We start from the raw sequence: 13,021 nt of genomic DNA, 5'->3' as shown, positions 1-13,021 counted from the left end.
TCAGCCGTGCCCGATTCGCAGCAGTTCCGCCAGGCTGGGTAGCTTGACGCGGGGACGCCCGTGGGGCTCACCCGCCGCCCGCTCGTGGCGGTCGATGACCTCCCAATGAGCGGAGGTGACCAGCTTCGGCTGGCGCGACGCCAGCCAGTCGGCCAGCTTGCCGGCGTGGTCGTCCGGGAAGTCCGCGAGTTCCTCCGCGGCGACCAAGTCGTTCAGCAGGGTGTCGACGGTGTCCTGGGAGTCCTTCTTATTGGTACCGATCACACCGGTCGGCCCGCGCTTGATCCACCCGACCACGTACTCGTTGCGGCTGCCCTCCACCCGGCCGCCGGCGTTGGGGATGGTCGCGCTCTTGTCATCGAACGGCAGCCCCGGGGTGGGCACGCCGCGGTAACCGACCGACCGCACCACCAATTGAGCCGGGAGCTCCTCGCGCTCGCCGGTGTCCTTGGCCGCCACCCGCCCGCTCTCGTCGCTGACCAGCTCGTTGCGGCCGAGCACGATGCTCTCGACCTTGCCGTCGCCCTTGATCTCGATCGGAGAAGTCAGGAATCGGAAGACGATTCGGCGATGCCCAGGCCGCGGGGGGCGCTGAGCGTAGTCGCGCAGCACCTTGATGTTCTGCTTCGTCGTCTTGCCGACCGCGGCCGCGTCCTCGTCGCTGATGCCCTCCAGTTGGGCCGGGTCGACGATGACGTCGACCCCCTCGAGGTCCGCGAGCTCGCGCAGCTCCAGTGTCGTGAACGCCGTCTGCAGCGGCCCGCGTCGGCCGATGATGACCACCTCGTCGACACCGCAGGGTCGCAGCGACTCCAAGGCATGGTCGGCGATATCCGTCTGCCCCAGCACCTCCGGGTCGGTGACCAGGATGCGCGCCACGTCGAGCGCCACGTTGCCGTTGCCCACGACGACGGCGCGGGTGCCCGACAGGTCGGGGGTGCTGCGCTCGAAGCTCGGGTGCGCGTTGTACCAGCCCACGAAGTCCACGGCGGCGACACTGCCCGGCAGGTGCTCGCCGGGAATGTTCAGCGCGCGGTCGGACTGCGCCCCCACGGCGTAGACCACGGCGTCATAGCGCTCGGCGAGTTCGGCCGCCTCCACGTGCTCGCCCACCACCACATTGCCGAAGAAGCGGAAGCGGGGATCTTCCGCGGTCTTCTCGAATTGCTTGCTGATCGACTTGATCTTCGGGTGGTCGGGCGCGACGCCGGAGCGGACCAGGCCCCAGGGCGTCGGCAGCATCTCCAGCATGTCGACGGCCACGTCGATGTTCTCCGACGCGTCGGCGGCCTTCAGCAACGATGCCGCGGCGAAGAATCCCGACGGTCCGGAGCCGACGATCGCGACGTGATATGGGCGCATCCTCGAGCCTTCTGTTCGGGTGGGGCTGATCCCTTGATGCTAAACGCTGGCGCCCGGGCCATGACCTGAGCATTGGTAACGTGGGCGCCTGTGGAACCCGACCGTCAAGCCGACATCGCCGCCCTGGACTCCACGCTGACCACGGTGGAGCGGGTGCTCGATGTGGATGGTCTGCGTACCCGCATCGAAAAGCTGGAGGACGAGGCGTCGGATCCCAAATTATGGGATGACCAGAGCAACGCGCAGCGGGTGACCAGCCAGTTATCCCACGCCCAGGGGGAGCTGCGTCGCATCGAGGAGCTGCGGCAGCGCCTCGACGACCTGCCGGTGCTCTACGAACTGGCGGCCGAAGCGGGTGAGGGCGGCGCCGACACGCTCGCCGAGGCGGACGCCGAGCTCAAGGCGCTGCGCGCCGATATAGAGGCCACCGAGGTGCGCACGCTGCTCTCGGGTGAGTACGACGAGCGCGAGGCGCTGCTCACGATCCGTTCGGGCGCGGGCGGCGTGGACGCCGCCGACTGGGCCGAGATGCTGATGCGGATGTATATCCGCTGGGCGGAGCAGCACAAGTATCCGGTCGAGGTGTTCGACACCTCCTACGCGGAAGAAGCGGGCATCAAGAGCGCCACGTTCGCGGTGCACGCTCCCTTCGCCTATGGGACGTTGTCCGTCGAGCAGGGCACCCACCGGCTGGTCCGGATCAGCCCGTTCGACAACCAGAGCCGGCGTCAGACGTCCTTCGCCGAAGTCGAGGTGCTTCCGGTGGTGGAGACCACCGATCACATCGATATCCCGGAAGGCGACATCCGGGTCGACGTCTACCGTTCCAGCGGTCCGGGTGGGCAGTCGGTCAACACCACCGACTCGGCGGTTCGTTTAACCCACATCCCGACGGGTATCGTCGTGACTTGCCAGAACGAAAAATCCCAATTGCAGAACAAGATCTCGGCAATGCGAGTGCTTCAGGCAAAGTTGTTGGAGCGCAAGCGATCAGAAGAGCGCGCTGAGCTGGACGCCTTGAAGGGCGAAGGCGGCAGCTCCTGGGGCAACCAGATGCGCTCCTACGTACTGCACCCGTATCAGATGGTCAAGGATCTGCGAACCGAGTACGAGGTGGGCAATCCGACCGCCGTTCTGGACGGGGACATCGACGGATTCCTGGAAGCGGGGATCCGGTGGCGCAATCGAAAAGATGCTGACTAACACGACAGTTACTGCCGCAACCGCCTCGATACAGGCGCTGGGCTGGCACGAATTCTGGCGCGGCGACGCCGGCCAATGGATCATCACCCGCGGTCTGCGGATCGTCATGGTGTTGATCGCGGCGGTGCTCGCTGCCCGCTTCGTCAACTGGGTGGCCCAGCAGGTCACCCGCAAGCTCGACCTGGGCTTCGCCGAAAGCGACGCGCTGGTGCGCTCGGAGGCCACCAAGCACCGCCAGGCCGTGGCGTCCGTGATCTCCTGGGTTTCGGTCGTGATCATCGGCATCTGGGTCATGCTGCAGATCGCCGACGTGCTGCGCTTTTCGGTGAGCGGCCTGGTCGCACCCGCGACGGTGGTGGGCGCGGCGCTCGGTTTCGGCGCTCAGCAGCTGGTGCGCGACCTGCTCTCCGGGTTCTTCATCCTGGTGGAAAAGCAGTATGGGTTCGGCGACCTGGTCAACCTGACCGTGGTTTCCGCGACGGAGGCCAGCGGCACGGTCGAGAACGTCACGTTGCGCGTGACCCGGCTGCGCTCGCCGGATGGCGAGGTGTTGACCATTCCCAACGGGCAGATCGTCAAGGTGGTCAACCTGTCCAAGGATTGGGCCCGCGCCGTGGTGGACATCCCGGTGTCGACCTCGGCCGACCTGAACCGGGTCAACGAGGTGTTGCACCAGGAATGCGACCGCGCCATGGACAACCCGGTGCTGGGGGAATTGCTGCTGGATCCGCCCACCGTGATGGGCGTGGAGAGCATCGGAGTCGACACCGTCACCCTGCGCATGGTGGCCCGCACCCTGCCCGGCAAGCAGTTCGAGGTCGGCCGGCAGCTGCGCGTCCTGGTCATTCGAGCGTTGGCCCGCGTCGGAATCATGACCGCGGCCGACGCCAAGGTCGGTCTGGTCGACGATCCCTCGGTCCCGGCGGCCGAGGCCGCCGAAGAACAAGCCGATGCGGCGGTGCAGGGCCGGTGAAGTTCACCGTGAGCATCCTCGAGAGGCGCGGCGAGGGCACGCAACGGCGCTTGAGCCACCTGTTCGGCGGCCGGATGCGCACGTCGACGCTGATCTTGATCGTGGTCTTCCTGGCGGCGTGGTGGGTGTACGACACCTACCGCCCCGAACCGGCCGCCAAGCCCCCGGCCCCGCAGGTGGTGCCGCCGGGATTCGTGCCGGACCCGAACTACACCTGGGTGCCGCGCAGCCGGGTGCAGCAGCCGCCGGCCACCGTCACGTTCACCCCGACCCCGACGACGACCGTGCCGCCGAGCACGACCGTGCCGCCCACGACGACCACCACGACGCCCGCGCCGTTCGCCCCGCCGCAGCTGCCGTGCCTGTTGCCGGCGCCCTTCTGTCCGCCGAGCACCAGCCCCACGCCGACCCCGCCGCAGCTGCCCCAGCCGGGGCCGGGTCCGGCGCCGAGTTCGCCGGCGCCGGCCAGCTGACTTCGCTTGCCAGCGAAGTTCACCGCTACACTGGCGTGCCGTGATGATCACCCTTGACAATGTCAGCAAGAAGTACAAGGCGTCGGCTCGGCCGGCGCTGGACGACATCAACGTCAAAATCGACAAGGGTGAATTCGTCTTCCTGATCGGCCCGTCGGGTTCGGGCAAGTCGACGTTCATGCGGCTGCTGCTGGGCGAGGAGTCGCCGAACACCGGTGACATCCGGGTCTCGAAGTTCCACGTGAACAAGCTGCCCGGACGGCACATCCCGAAGCTGCGGCAGGTGATCGGTTGCGTGTTTCAGGATTTCCGGTTGCTGCAGCAAAAGACTGTCTATGAAAACGTCGCTTTCGCGCTCGAGGTCATCGGCAAGCGCCGAGACGCGATCAACCGGGTGGTTCCCGACGTGCTCGACACGGTCGGGCTGTCCGGCAAGGCCAATCGGCTACCGCACGAGCTGTCGGGTGGTGAGCAGCAGCGGGTTGCGATAGCCCGCGCCTTCGTCAACCGGCCCCTGGTGCTGCTGGCCGACGAGCCCACCGGCAACCTCGACCCGGATACCAGTAAGGACATCATGGATTTGTTGGAGCGGATCAACCGCACCGGCACGACGGTGCTGATGGCGACGCACGACCACCACATCGTGGACTCGATGCGGCAGCGGGTCGTCGAGCTGTCGCTGGGCAGGCTGGTGCGCGACGAGCAGCGCGGCATCTACGGGATGGATCGCTAAGTGCGCTTCGGCTTCCTGCTCAACGAGGTCCTGACCGGCCTTCGTCGCAACGTCACCATGACGGCGGCGATGATCCTGACGACCGCGATTTCCATCGGGCTGTTCGGCGGTGGCCTGCTGGTGGTTCGGCTGGCCGAACACTCCCGGGCCATCTACCTCGACCGCGTCGAGACGCAGGTCTTCCTCACCGAGGACGTCTCCGCCAACGACCCGTCCTGCACCGCCAACCCGTGCAAGGCGCTGCGGGAGAAGATCGACAAGCGCGACGACGTCAAAGCGGTCCGGTTCCTCAACCGCGAGGACGCCTACAACGACGCCATCCGAAAGTTTCCGCAGTACAAGGACGTTGCCGGGAAGGATTCGTTCCCAGCGTCTTTCATCGTCAAGCTAAATAACCCCGAGCAGCACAAGGACTTTGACACCGCGATGCAGGGGCAGCCCGGGGTGCTGTCCGTGCTCAACCAAAAGGACCTGATCGACCGGCTGTTCGCGGTCCTCGACGGGTTGAGCAACGTCGCGTTCGCCGTCGCCCTGGTGCAGGCCGTCGGCGCGATCCTGTTGATTGCCAACATGGTGCAGGTCGCGGCCTTCACACGCCGCACCGAGATCGGGATCATGCGCCTGGTCGGCGCCAGCCGCTTGTATACGCAGCTGCCGTTCCTGGTGGAGGCGATGGTTGCCGCGGCGCTTGGCGTGGCGATCGCGGTCGCCGGCCTAATCCTGGTCCGGGCAACGTTTTTGGACAACGCGCTGAACCAGTTCTATCAAGCCAACCTGATCGCCCGGGTCGACTATGCCGACATCATTTACATCTCGCCGATCCTGTTCCTGCTCGGCGTGTCGATGGCCGGACTGACCGCCTATGTGACGTTGCGACTGTACGTACGGCGGTAGCTGTGGCGAAAGACTCGGGCCGGAGCAAGGCGGCGGGCGACAAGCGCGGTAGCAAACAGATCGTGGCCACCAATCGCAAAGCGCGCCACAACTATTCGATCGAGGAGCTTTACGAGGCCGGAGTGGCTTTGCAGGGCACCGAAGTCAAGAGTCTGCGCCAGGGCCACGCGTCGTTGGCCGATGCCTTCGCAACGGTTGACGACGGCGAAGTCTGGTTGCGCAACCTGTACATACCCGAGTATCAGCACGGTAGCTGGACCAACCATGACCCTCGTCGCAATCGAAAGTTGTTGTTACATAGGCAACAAATCGACAGACTGGTCGGCAAGATACGAGATGGTAACCTCGCGCTCGTGCCAATGTCTCTGTATTTCTCAGAAGGAAAGGTCAAGGTCGAGCTCGCCCTCGCGCGCGGCAAGCGAGCGTACGACAAGCGCCAGGACATGGCCCGTCGCGACGCCAATCGCGAACTGCATCGAGAGTTGGGTCGGCGAGCCAAGGGCATGAACTGATCGGGGCGGCGTACGCCCAGCTGTCTGCCGTTACGTACGGCGTCAGCGACTTCGTGGGCGGTGTAGCCGCTCGACGGGTGGCCGCGCTGCGGGTGATGCTGGTGGCCTACCCGCTCGAGGCACTGATTCTGGGCGTGCTGGCCATCGGCGTGGGCGGCCCCATCCAGCCCGGCGCGATCATCTGGGGCAGCCTCTACGGCATTGGGATGGCCTTCGGCATGTGGGCGTTCTTCGCCGCGCTGGGCTCGGGTCCCATTTCGGTGGTCTCGCCGCTGGCCGCCGTCCTCAATGCGGCCGTTCCCGTCGCGGTCGGCGTGGCGCTGGGGGAGCGTCCCGGCCAGGCCGCCTCGGTGGGCGTGGTGCTGGCCCTGATCGCGGTGATGCTGGTCAGCCGCGAGGCCACCGCCGATGGCGTGACGCCCTATCGGTTCACCCCGAGGGTGGCCTGGCTCACGGTGCTGGCCGGGTCGGCGATGGGGCTCAACATGGTGTTCCTTCACCAGGCGCCACATGCGACCAAGCTCTGGCCGCTGGTGTTCGCGCGGCTGGCGGCGACCGCGGTGGTGGTCGGCATGTCCGCGATGAGCAACAACCTGCGGCTGCCGCAGGGCAAGCCGATGAAGATGGCGCTGACGGTGGCCCTGTTGGACATCTGCGCCAACGTGACGATGCTGCTGGCGCTGCACACCTGGCTGCTCTCGCTGGCCAGCATCTTGATCTCGCTGTATCCGGCCGCGACGGTCGTGCTGGCGATGGTGGTGCTGCGCGAGCGGGTTAGTCGCCTGCAGGGGGTCGGCATGGTGATGGCGATGGGCTCGGTAGCGATGATCGCCGCAAGCTGACGATCGGCGCACGATCGGCCTACTATCCGACCATGGCCGATCGACCGGTGACCAAACTCGACAAATCCGAGGTGCTCGCGGGCCTCTTCGGCGTGTGGGACGACATCGACGCCCTGCTGGACGGGCTCGAGGAGGCCGACTGGCAGGCGCCCAGCCCGCTGCCCGGGTGGGACGTCAAGGCGCTGGTGGCGCACATGATCGGCACCGAGTCCTTCCTCGCGGGCATAGACGCACCCCAGCCCGACATCGACGTCTCGGCGCTCGAGCACGTCCGCAACGACATCGGCGTCATGAACGAGTGCTGGGTCCGCCAGCTCAGCTCGGAAGCCGGCGCCGACGTGCTGGCACGCTTTCGGGACATCACCGGCGACCGGCGCAAGGCCCTGACGAACATGTCCGCCGAGGAGTGGGACGCGGTGAGGCCGACGCCGGTGGGCCCGGAGACCTACGGGCGGTTCATGCGGGTCCGGGTGTTCGACTGCTGGATGCACGAGCAGGACATCCGGGAGGCGCTGGCGCGGCCGTCGTCCGACGACGCGCTGCGCGGCCCGGCTTCGGAGCTCTCCCTCGACGAGATCGCGTCCACGATGGGGTATGTGGTGGGCAAGCGTGCCAAGGCGCCCGACGGTTCGCGCATTCTGTTCGAGCTGACCGGCCCGGTGGCGCGCGAGATCCGCGTCAACGTCGACGGACGTGCTCAGCTGGTCGACGACTTCGGCGGCGGGGAGCCGACGGCGACGATCCGGCTGGATGGTCTGCAGTTCACCCGGCTTTCCGGCGGGCGCCCGATGAGCCCGGCCCGTGCCCAGGACATCGAACTCGGCGGCGACCAAGACGTCGCCGCCCAGGTCGTCGAAAATCTCAATTTCGTGATCTAACAGCACTTTTCGCCGCGACATAAATCACATCGCCGGCGTATGTGTATCCACGCCGCCTCAATGGGTAGCCGAAAACGTACGGGCGCACGTCGCGCCGACACCGAATCGTCCACGCCAGGAGGGGCCGATAGTAATGACTGCAACCGATACCACCCGTCTGCTCGCGCAGTTGCGCACGCTGCTCGATCTGACCAACACCGAGATCCAGATCGCGGAAACCCGCGTCGTGCAGGCGCGCACCGAGGCGGTGCGCCGCGAGCTCTCGCAGAACGCCGCGAACGGCCGCAAGCGTGCCGACGCCCTCGAGGCCGCGATCCGCAAGCTGGGCGGTTACCCCGACGTCATCGGCCCGTTCCTGGGCCGCGCCGCGGCGGCGGTCAAGGCGCTGACCGAGCAGGCGGAACCGTTCGACGAGGCGCTGTTGGGTGACCTCGCGCTCGAAGACCAACTGCTGGACCGCGCGCGCTACACCAAGGCACTGGCCGTCGCCGCCAAGCGCCAGGACATCGAGAGCCTGGCAGAGCGCCTGATCACCGCGCACTCGGCCACGGTGGACTGGCTGACCACCGTGCTCGCCGAAGATGCGCTCGGGGGGCCGGCAGCGCTTCGGCGCACGCCGCTGCAGGCCGCCGCCGGCGCCGCGGTGAAGCTGGTCAACCTGCCCGTCGCGTGGTCGGCCCGCGGTGTGGACAGGGCGGTCGACACGCTGCGCTCCACCGGTCCGGCGCTGGGCGACCTGGTCAAGCGCGGCGGCAACGCCGGCGAGATTGCGGCGAAGGCGCTGTCCGCCTCGCAGAGTGCGGCCTTGAAGGCCGCGGAGCGGGTCACCAGTTCCGAGGGGGCGGACAAGGCGGCCGACGCGTTGCACGCGGGCCGCACGGCCGCCGGCGTCCTGGACGCCAAGGAGCTGCCGATCCGTAAGTACGACGACCTGAACGTCGGCGAGGCGGTGGCCGCGATCAAGGAGCTGACGTCCCCCGTGGACGTGCGCGCGGTCCTCGCCTACGAGGAGGCGCACAAGAACCGGCAGGGCATCGTCTCGGCAGCGCAGACCCGCGTCGCCGCCATCGCGCAGGACGTCGTAGGCATCAAATAGCGGAAACCCTCGCCGTTTGGCACCGAGTACCCCCTGGAGTCGCAGGACCGGGGGGTACTCGGCTGTGGCGGCCTGCTCGGGAAGTTAATGGCGTTGCCGCGCGTTGCTCACCGCGTACCATTGATAGTCCTGCCGAAAGTCGGCGGGATGCGAGGGGCTGAACGGCTTCGACTTCGCGCATCGAATCAAGGGAAGCGTGCCGGTGCAGGCAAGAGACCACCGTAAGCGTCGTTGCAACCATATAAGCGCCGATTCACATCAGCGCGACTACGCTCTCGCTGCCTAAGCGACAGCTAGTCCGTCAGACCGGGAACGCCCTCGACCCGGAGCCTGGCGTCAGCTAGAGGGATCCACCGATGAGTCCGGTCGCGGGACTCATCGGGACATGCACAGCGACTGGGATCGTCATCCTGGCTGGTTCGCGTGACCGGGAGATCCGAGTAGAGGCATAGCGAACTGCGCACGGAGAAGCCTTGAGGGAATGCCGTAGGACCCGGGTTCGATTCCCGGCAGCTCCACTGATCATCGGCTGGTCAGAGCGATAAGCTCTGGTCGGTTTTTGTGTTCATCAACATCTCGTCGCCATCCTCGGTTAGGCACTGGGGCGGGGCCTCGCTCGTCGCCCTGACGGCGCTATGTGCCCGGGAGCATCGATGCGGGGCTCGTCCCGGAGCTGACTACATCGACCTGCGTGCCGCCGGGGCTGGTTCGTCGCCGTCTGCCCGCGCCGCGCCCGCGGCGAGGTGCTTCAGCAATTCGGCCTGGATCAGCCGGCGCCCGGGCGCGAGCCGGTGCGAGAGCCCGTTCAGCAGGATCAGCGTGCGCCCGACGAGCGCGAAGTCCTCCGGGATCTTGCGCAGGCTCGTCTCGCCCAGGATCTGGAAGAACCCAGCCTCGGTATCGCTGTCGCCGACGGTCATCAGCATCAGCGAGCGCAGGTTGTCGGGTTTCATCGAGGCGACGTCGAAGCCGAGCTGCTCGGCCGCGGCGAACGCCGATCGCGAGTCGCCGATCATCGAACAGACCATCATCGTCGCGACGAGCCGCGCGAAGCCGGGCGGCAGCTCCTTGGCCAAGCCGAAGTCGAGGAGGCCGATCCGGCCGTCGGGCAGGATCAGTAGGTTCCCGGGGTGTGGATCCCCGTGGAAGAAGCCCTGCTCGAAGATCATCGTGCCGTAGAGCGCGCCGATCTTGCGCGCAATGTCCGCGAGCTTGTGGCCTGCCGCGACCAGCTCCTTCGTGCGCGCGACCTGGATGCCCCCCAGGTACTCGAGCACGATCACGTTGTCGCCGCACAGCTCCGGATGGACGCGCGGGACGACCACGGAGGGCATCTCGGTGAGGCTCTCCGCGAGCCGCTCGGTCGAGCGCGCCTCGCGCGCAAAGTCGAGCTCGAGCTCGATGAAACGCGTCGTCTCAGTGACGAGCGCTCGCAGGTCGATGCGCCGCTGCACGAGCATGACGATCCCCACGACGCGGCGCAGCATGCCGAGGTCGAGCGGGATGATCCTCGGGATCTCGGGATAGCGGATCTTCAGGACGACCTGGCTGCCGTCGCGCAGGGTCGCGCGATGCACTTGCGCCAAGGAAGCGGCGGCGAGGGCCCGGCGGTCGATCGTCGCGAAGACCTCGTCGAGCGGGCGGCCGAGGTCGCGCTCGACGAGCGGCCGTAGCGTCTCGAAGGGCCGCGGAGGCACCGCGTCGTGGAACTGGCTCAGCTCCTCGATGAAGGGCGCCGGGAAGAAGTCGGCCCGTGCGCCCTGGATCTGGGCGGCCTTCGTGAAGGCGCCGGCTAGTGAGAGGGCGACGCCCTTGATCTCGCGGGCGGCCGCACGGTGCGCGCGCTGCCAGTCGGCGTCGGTCGTCGACCAGAAAGCGGTGCGATCGCGCGCCAGGAGTACCAGGTAGCGGGGTAGGACGCGCACGACCGCCAGCGCCACGCGCAGGACTCGGACGACTCGGATGTGCCGGATCACGAAGCAGCAGCGCGACGTTGGGCCAGGTCGGACAGGCGGGCCCTGTCGAACGCGTCGCGCGCGCTTGAGACGATCGTCGGCACGATGCTATTGTGGCTGGTCAGTCGGTCATTCTCAACATTGCGCTCGCCCAGAGGATCCCGCCATGAAGTCTCCTGTCTGGCAGCGCTCGGCGCCCTCTCGCGACCGGTCGTCACCCCGTCCATCTCCTGACGGCCCCGACGACTTCGACTTGTTCCTGCCGCTGCGCAGCGCCGGCTCGCTCGAGAACCCCTACCCGATCTACTCCGTGATCCGCACCGTGCGGCCCGTGCTCGAGGTGCCGGTCCCGAACTACGCCGGCCCCGGCGCGTGGATGCTCACGCGCTACCGCGACGTCCACTCGGTGTTGCGCGACCCGCGCTTGTCGGTCGAGCGCATCCGGGCGCCGCTCATGCGCGACAACCTCGATCGCATGCCGGAGTTCCTGCGCCAGAGCGCGACTGGCATGCGCTCGATGCTGACAATGGACCCGCCTGACCACACGCGCGTCCGCAAGCTTGTCAACAAGGCCTTCACGCCCAAGCGCATTGCCGCGCTGCGCGACCACATCGAGGCGATCGTCTGCGAGCTCGCCGACGAGGCACAGGCCAAGGGCACCTTCGACCTGATCCACGACGTCGCCGAGCCGCTCCCGGCGATCGTCATCGCTGAGCTGCTCGGCGTCCCGGTCGAGGACCACCGTCAGTTCCGTCAGTGGTCGAGCACGATGATCAACGGCTTCGGGTCGACGAGCGCGGAGGCGCGCGCGACCGGCGCCGAGGCGGCGCGCCAGATCTTCGACTACCTCGCCGACATCATCGCTGCCCGCCGCCGCGCCCCGCGTGAGGACCTGATCAGTGCGATGACCGCGGCCCAGGAGGAGCGCGACGCGCTAACCGACGCCGAGCTGCTCGCGACCGGCAACCTGCTGCTGCTCGCCGGCCACGAGACGACGACGAACCTGATCGGCAACGGCATGCTCGCCCTGTTGCGCGAACCCGATCAGTGGAACCGGCTCTGCAACGAGCCCGCGCTAATCCCGACCGCGATCGAAGAGCTGCTCCGCTACGACGGGCCCGTGCAGGCCTCGGTGCGCGTCGCGCTTGAAGACGTCGCAATCGACGACCAGGTAATCCCGGAGGGCTCACTCGTGCTGCTGAGCATTGGCTCGGCGAACCACGACCCAGACGTGTTCGAGGACCCCGACCAGCTCGACCTCGCGCGCGACCCGAACCCGCACCTCGCGTTCGGTTTCGGCGCGCACTTCTGCCTCGGGGCGCCGCTGGCGCGCCTCGAGGCGCAGCTCGCGTTCGGCATGCTGGCGAAGCGGTTCCCGGGGCTCTCGCTCGTGGAGGACCGGCCGGTGTACCGGGCGAATCCGGTGCTGCGCGGGCTCACGAGCCTGGACGTGGCGGCGTAAGCACGACGTCGCTCGTCGATGAGTCTCGAAGCGCGTCCTTGGCCCTCTGCACGGAGCGAAGCACGCTTGCAGAACTTCTTCCTGCCGACAGTGGCGCGACGCTGTTGATGCCATCAACACCTTCGGCGCATCCGCAGGTCATTTCGCGTACGTCAGCGCCGTTTCGCGTACCGAGATCAGCCATTTCCGCTGCTCAACCGAATTTTCATGGCGGGTTCGATTCCCGGCAGCTCCACTGAGAAATTGCTGGTCAGGGCCACAGGCTCTGGCCAGTTTTCTGTCCGTGAGCACGTGTTGACTATCCTTCATGCTGAGCCCGACGGTCGTTCCGCGGCTGAACGTGGAGCGGGCGGCCGTGTAGCTATCCCACCGGTGCAGGTCGGGACGTCCCCTCTGGCTGCGACGCAGGGGCTCTGCATCAAGGAGTGCTCATGATCCATCGCCTTGCTATCGGGGTGCTCGCCGCTTTGGCTGCGGCGATCATCGTCCCTGCCGAGGGCCACGCCGATCCGCCGACGAAGTGCCTGACCAACACACCCAAAGGAAAGCAGGTCTATGTGCCCTGCGATCTGCTCAACGCCGGCGCCAACTTCCCCCCAGGGCAGCGTTGTCCTCTACCGCTCGAGCAGTACCCGAAA

At 67.1% G+C, this 13,021-nt stretch carries 12 protein-coding genes and 1 other RNA gene; 11 read left to right on the top strand and 2 right to left on the bottom strand.

Annotated elements, in window-relative coordinates; all coding sequences use genetic code 11:
• Window positions 1-1,362, bottom strand: a complete 1,362-nt coding sequence (locus tag MTAB308_RS08860; RefSeq protein ID WP_077099127.1) for an FAD-dependent oxidoreductase — start codon at window positions 1,360-1,362, stop codon at window positions 1-3.
• A gap of 90 nt (window positions 1,363-1,452) precedes the next feature.
• Between MTAB308_RS08860 and prfB the strand changes: the two genes are divergently transcribed.
• The 10 genes from prfB to ssrA all read left to right on the top strand — a co-directional run bounded on the left by prfB (window position 1,453) and on the right by ssrA (window position 9,487).
• Window positions 1,453-2,565 (top strand): peptide chain release factor 2, encoded by a 1,113-nt coding sequence (prfB, locus tag MTAB308_RS08855; protein WP_077099126.1) that lies wholly within the window; start codon window positions 1,453-1,455, stop codon window positions 2,563-2,565.
• Window positions 2,555-3,538: a mechanosensitive ion channel family protein gene (locus MTAB308_RS08850; RefSeq protein WP_077099125.1), complete on the top strand. Its 984-nt coding sequence runs from the start codon at window positions 2,555-2,557 to the stop codon at window positions 3,536-3,538. Before prfB ends, MTAB308_RS08850 begins: the two co-directional genes overlap by 11 nt.
• Window positions 3,535-4,011 (top strand): Rv3103c family proline-rich protein, encoded by a 477-nt coding sequence (locus MTAB308_RS29230; RefSeq protein ID WP_077099124.1) that lies wholly within the window; start codon window positions 3,535-3,537, stop codon window positions 4,009-4,011. The genes MTAB308_RS08850 and MTAB308_RS29230 overlap by 4 nt, the downstream gene beginning before the upstream one ends.
• A gap of 43 nt (window positions 4,012-4,054) precedes the next feature.
• Entirely contained in the window at window positions 4,055-4,744 is a 690-nt protein-coding gene (gene ftsE, locus MTAB308_RS08840) for a cell division ATP-binding protein FtsE (RefSeq protein WP_077100070.1), read from the top strand.
• The gene (gene ftsX, locus MTAB308_RS08835) at window positions 4,745-5,638 is read left to right on the top strand and encodes a permease-like cell division protein FtsX (RefSeq protein ID WP_077099123.1); all 894 of its coding nucleotides are present in this window, start codon (window positions 4,745-4,747) and stop codon (window positions 5,636-5,638) included. It begins immediately after the preceding gene.
• A 2-nt stretch (window positions 5,639-5,640) separates the two neighbouring features.
• Window positions 5,641-6,150 carry an SsrA-binding protein SmpB gene (gene smpB / locus MTAB308_RS08830; protein WP_077099122.1) on the top strand — a complete coding sequence of 170 codons (510 nt, stop codon included), beginning with the start codon at window positions 5,641-5,643 and terminating at the stop codon, window positions 6,148-6,150.
• The gene (locus MTAB308_RS08825; protein WP_342744153.1) at window positions 6,147-6,992 is read left to right on the top strand and encodes an EamA family transporter; all 846 of its coding nucleotides are present in this window, start codon (window positions 6,147-6,149) and stop codon (window positions 6,990-6,992) included. The genes smpB and MTAB308_RS08825 overlap by 4 nt, the downstream gene beginning before the upstream one ends.
• A 32-nt stretch (window positions 6,993-7,024) precedes the next feature.
• The gene (locus tag MTAB308_RS08820; RefSeq protein ID WP_077099120.1) at window positions 7,025-7,870 is read left to right on the top strand and encodes a maleylpyruvate isomerase family mycothiol-dependent enzyme; all 846 of its coding nucleotides are present in this window, start codon (window positions 7,025-7,027) and stop codon (window positions 7,868-7,870) included.
• A 133-nt stretch (window positions 7,871-8,003) separates the two neighbouring features.
• On the top strand, window positions 8,004-8,966 hold the full coding sequence (locus tag MTAB308_RS08815) for a hypothetical protein (protein ID WP_077099119.1): 963 nt from the start codon (window positions 8,004-8,006) through the stop codon (window positions 8,964-8,966).
• 153 nt (window positions 8,967-9,119) lie between these two features.
• Window positions 9,120-9,487, top strand: a transfer-messenger RNA (tmRNA) gene (ssrA, locus tag MTAB308_RS08810).
• A 156-nt stretch (window positions 9,488-9,643) separates the two neighbouring features.
• Here ssrA and MTAB308_RS08805 read toward each other — a convergent pair.
• A complete protein-coding gene (locus MTAB308_RS08805) occupies window positions 9,644-10,906 on the bottom strand; it encodes an ABC1 kinase family protein (protein ID WP_077099118.1) in 1,263 nt (420 codons plus the stop codon).
• Window positions 10,907-11,174: 268 nt separating this feature from the next.
• Between MTAB308_RS08805 and MTAB308_RS08800 the strand changes: the two genes are divergently transcribed.
• Window positions 11,175-12,383: a cytochrome P450 gene (locus MTAB308_RS08800; protein ID WP_157900930.1), complete on the top strand. Its 1,209-nt coding sequence runs from the start codon at window positions 11,175-11,177 to the stop codon at window positions 12,381-12,383.
• Window positions 12,384-13,021: the final 638 nt, after the last annotated feature.

Origin of the sequence: Mycobacterium terramassiliense, assembly GCF_900157385.1 — a bacterium.
Lineage (GTDB): Bacteria > Actinomycetota > Actinomycetes > Mycobacteriales > Mycobacteriaceae > Mycobacterium > Mycobacterium terramassiliense.
This window is presented reverse-complemented; position numbering and strand designations above follow the sequence as displayed.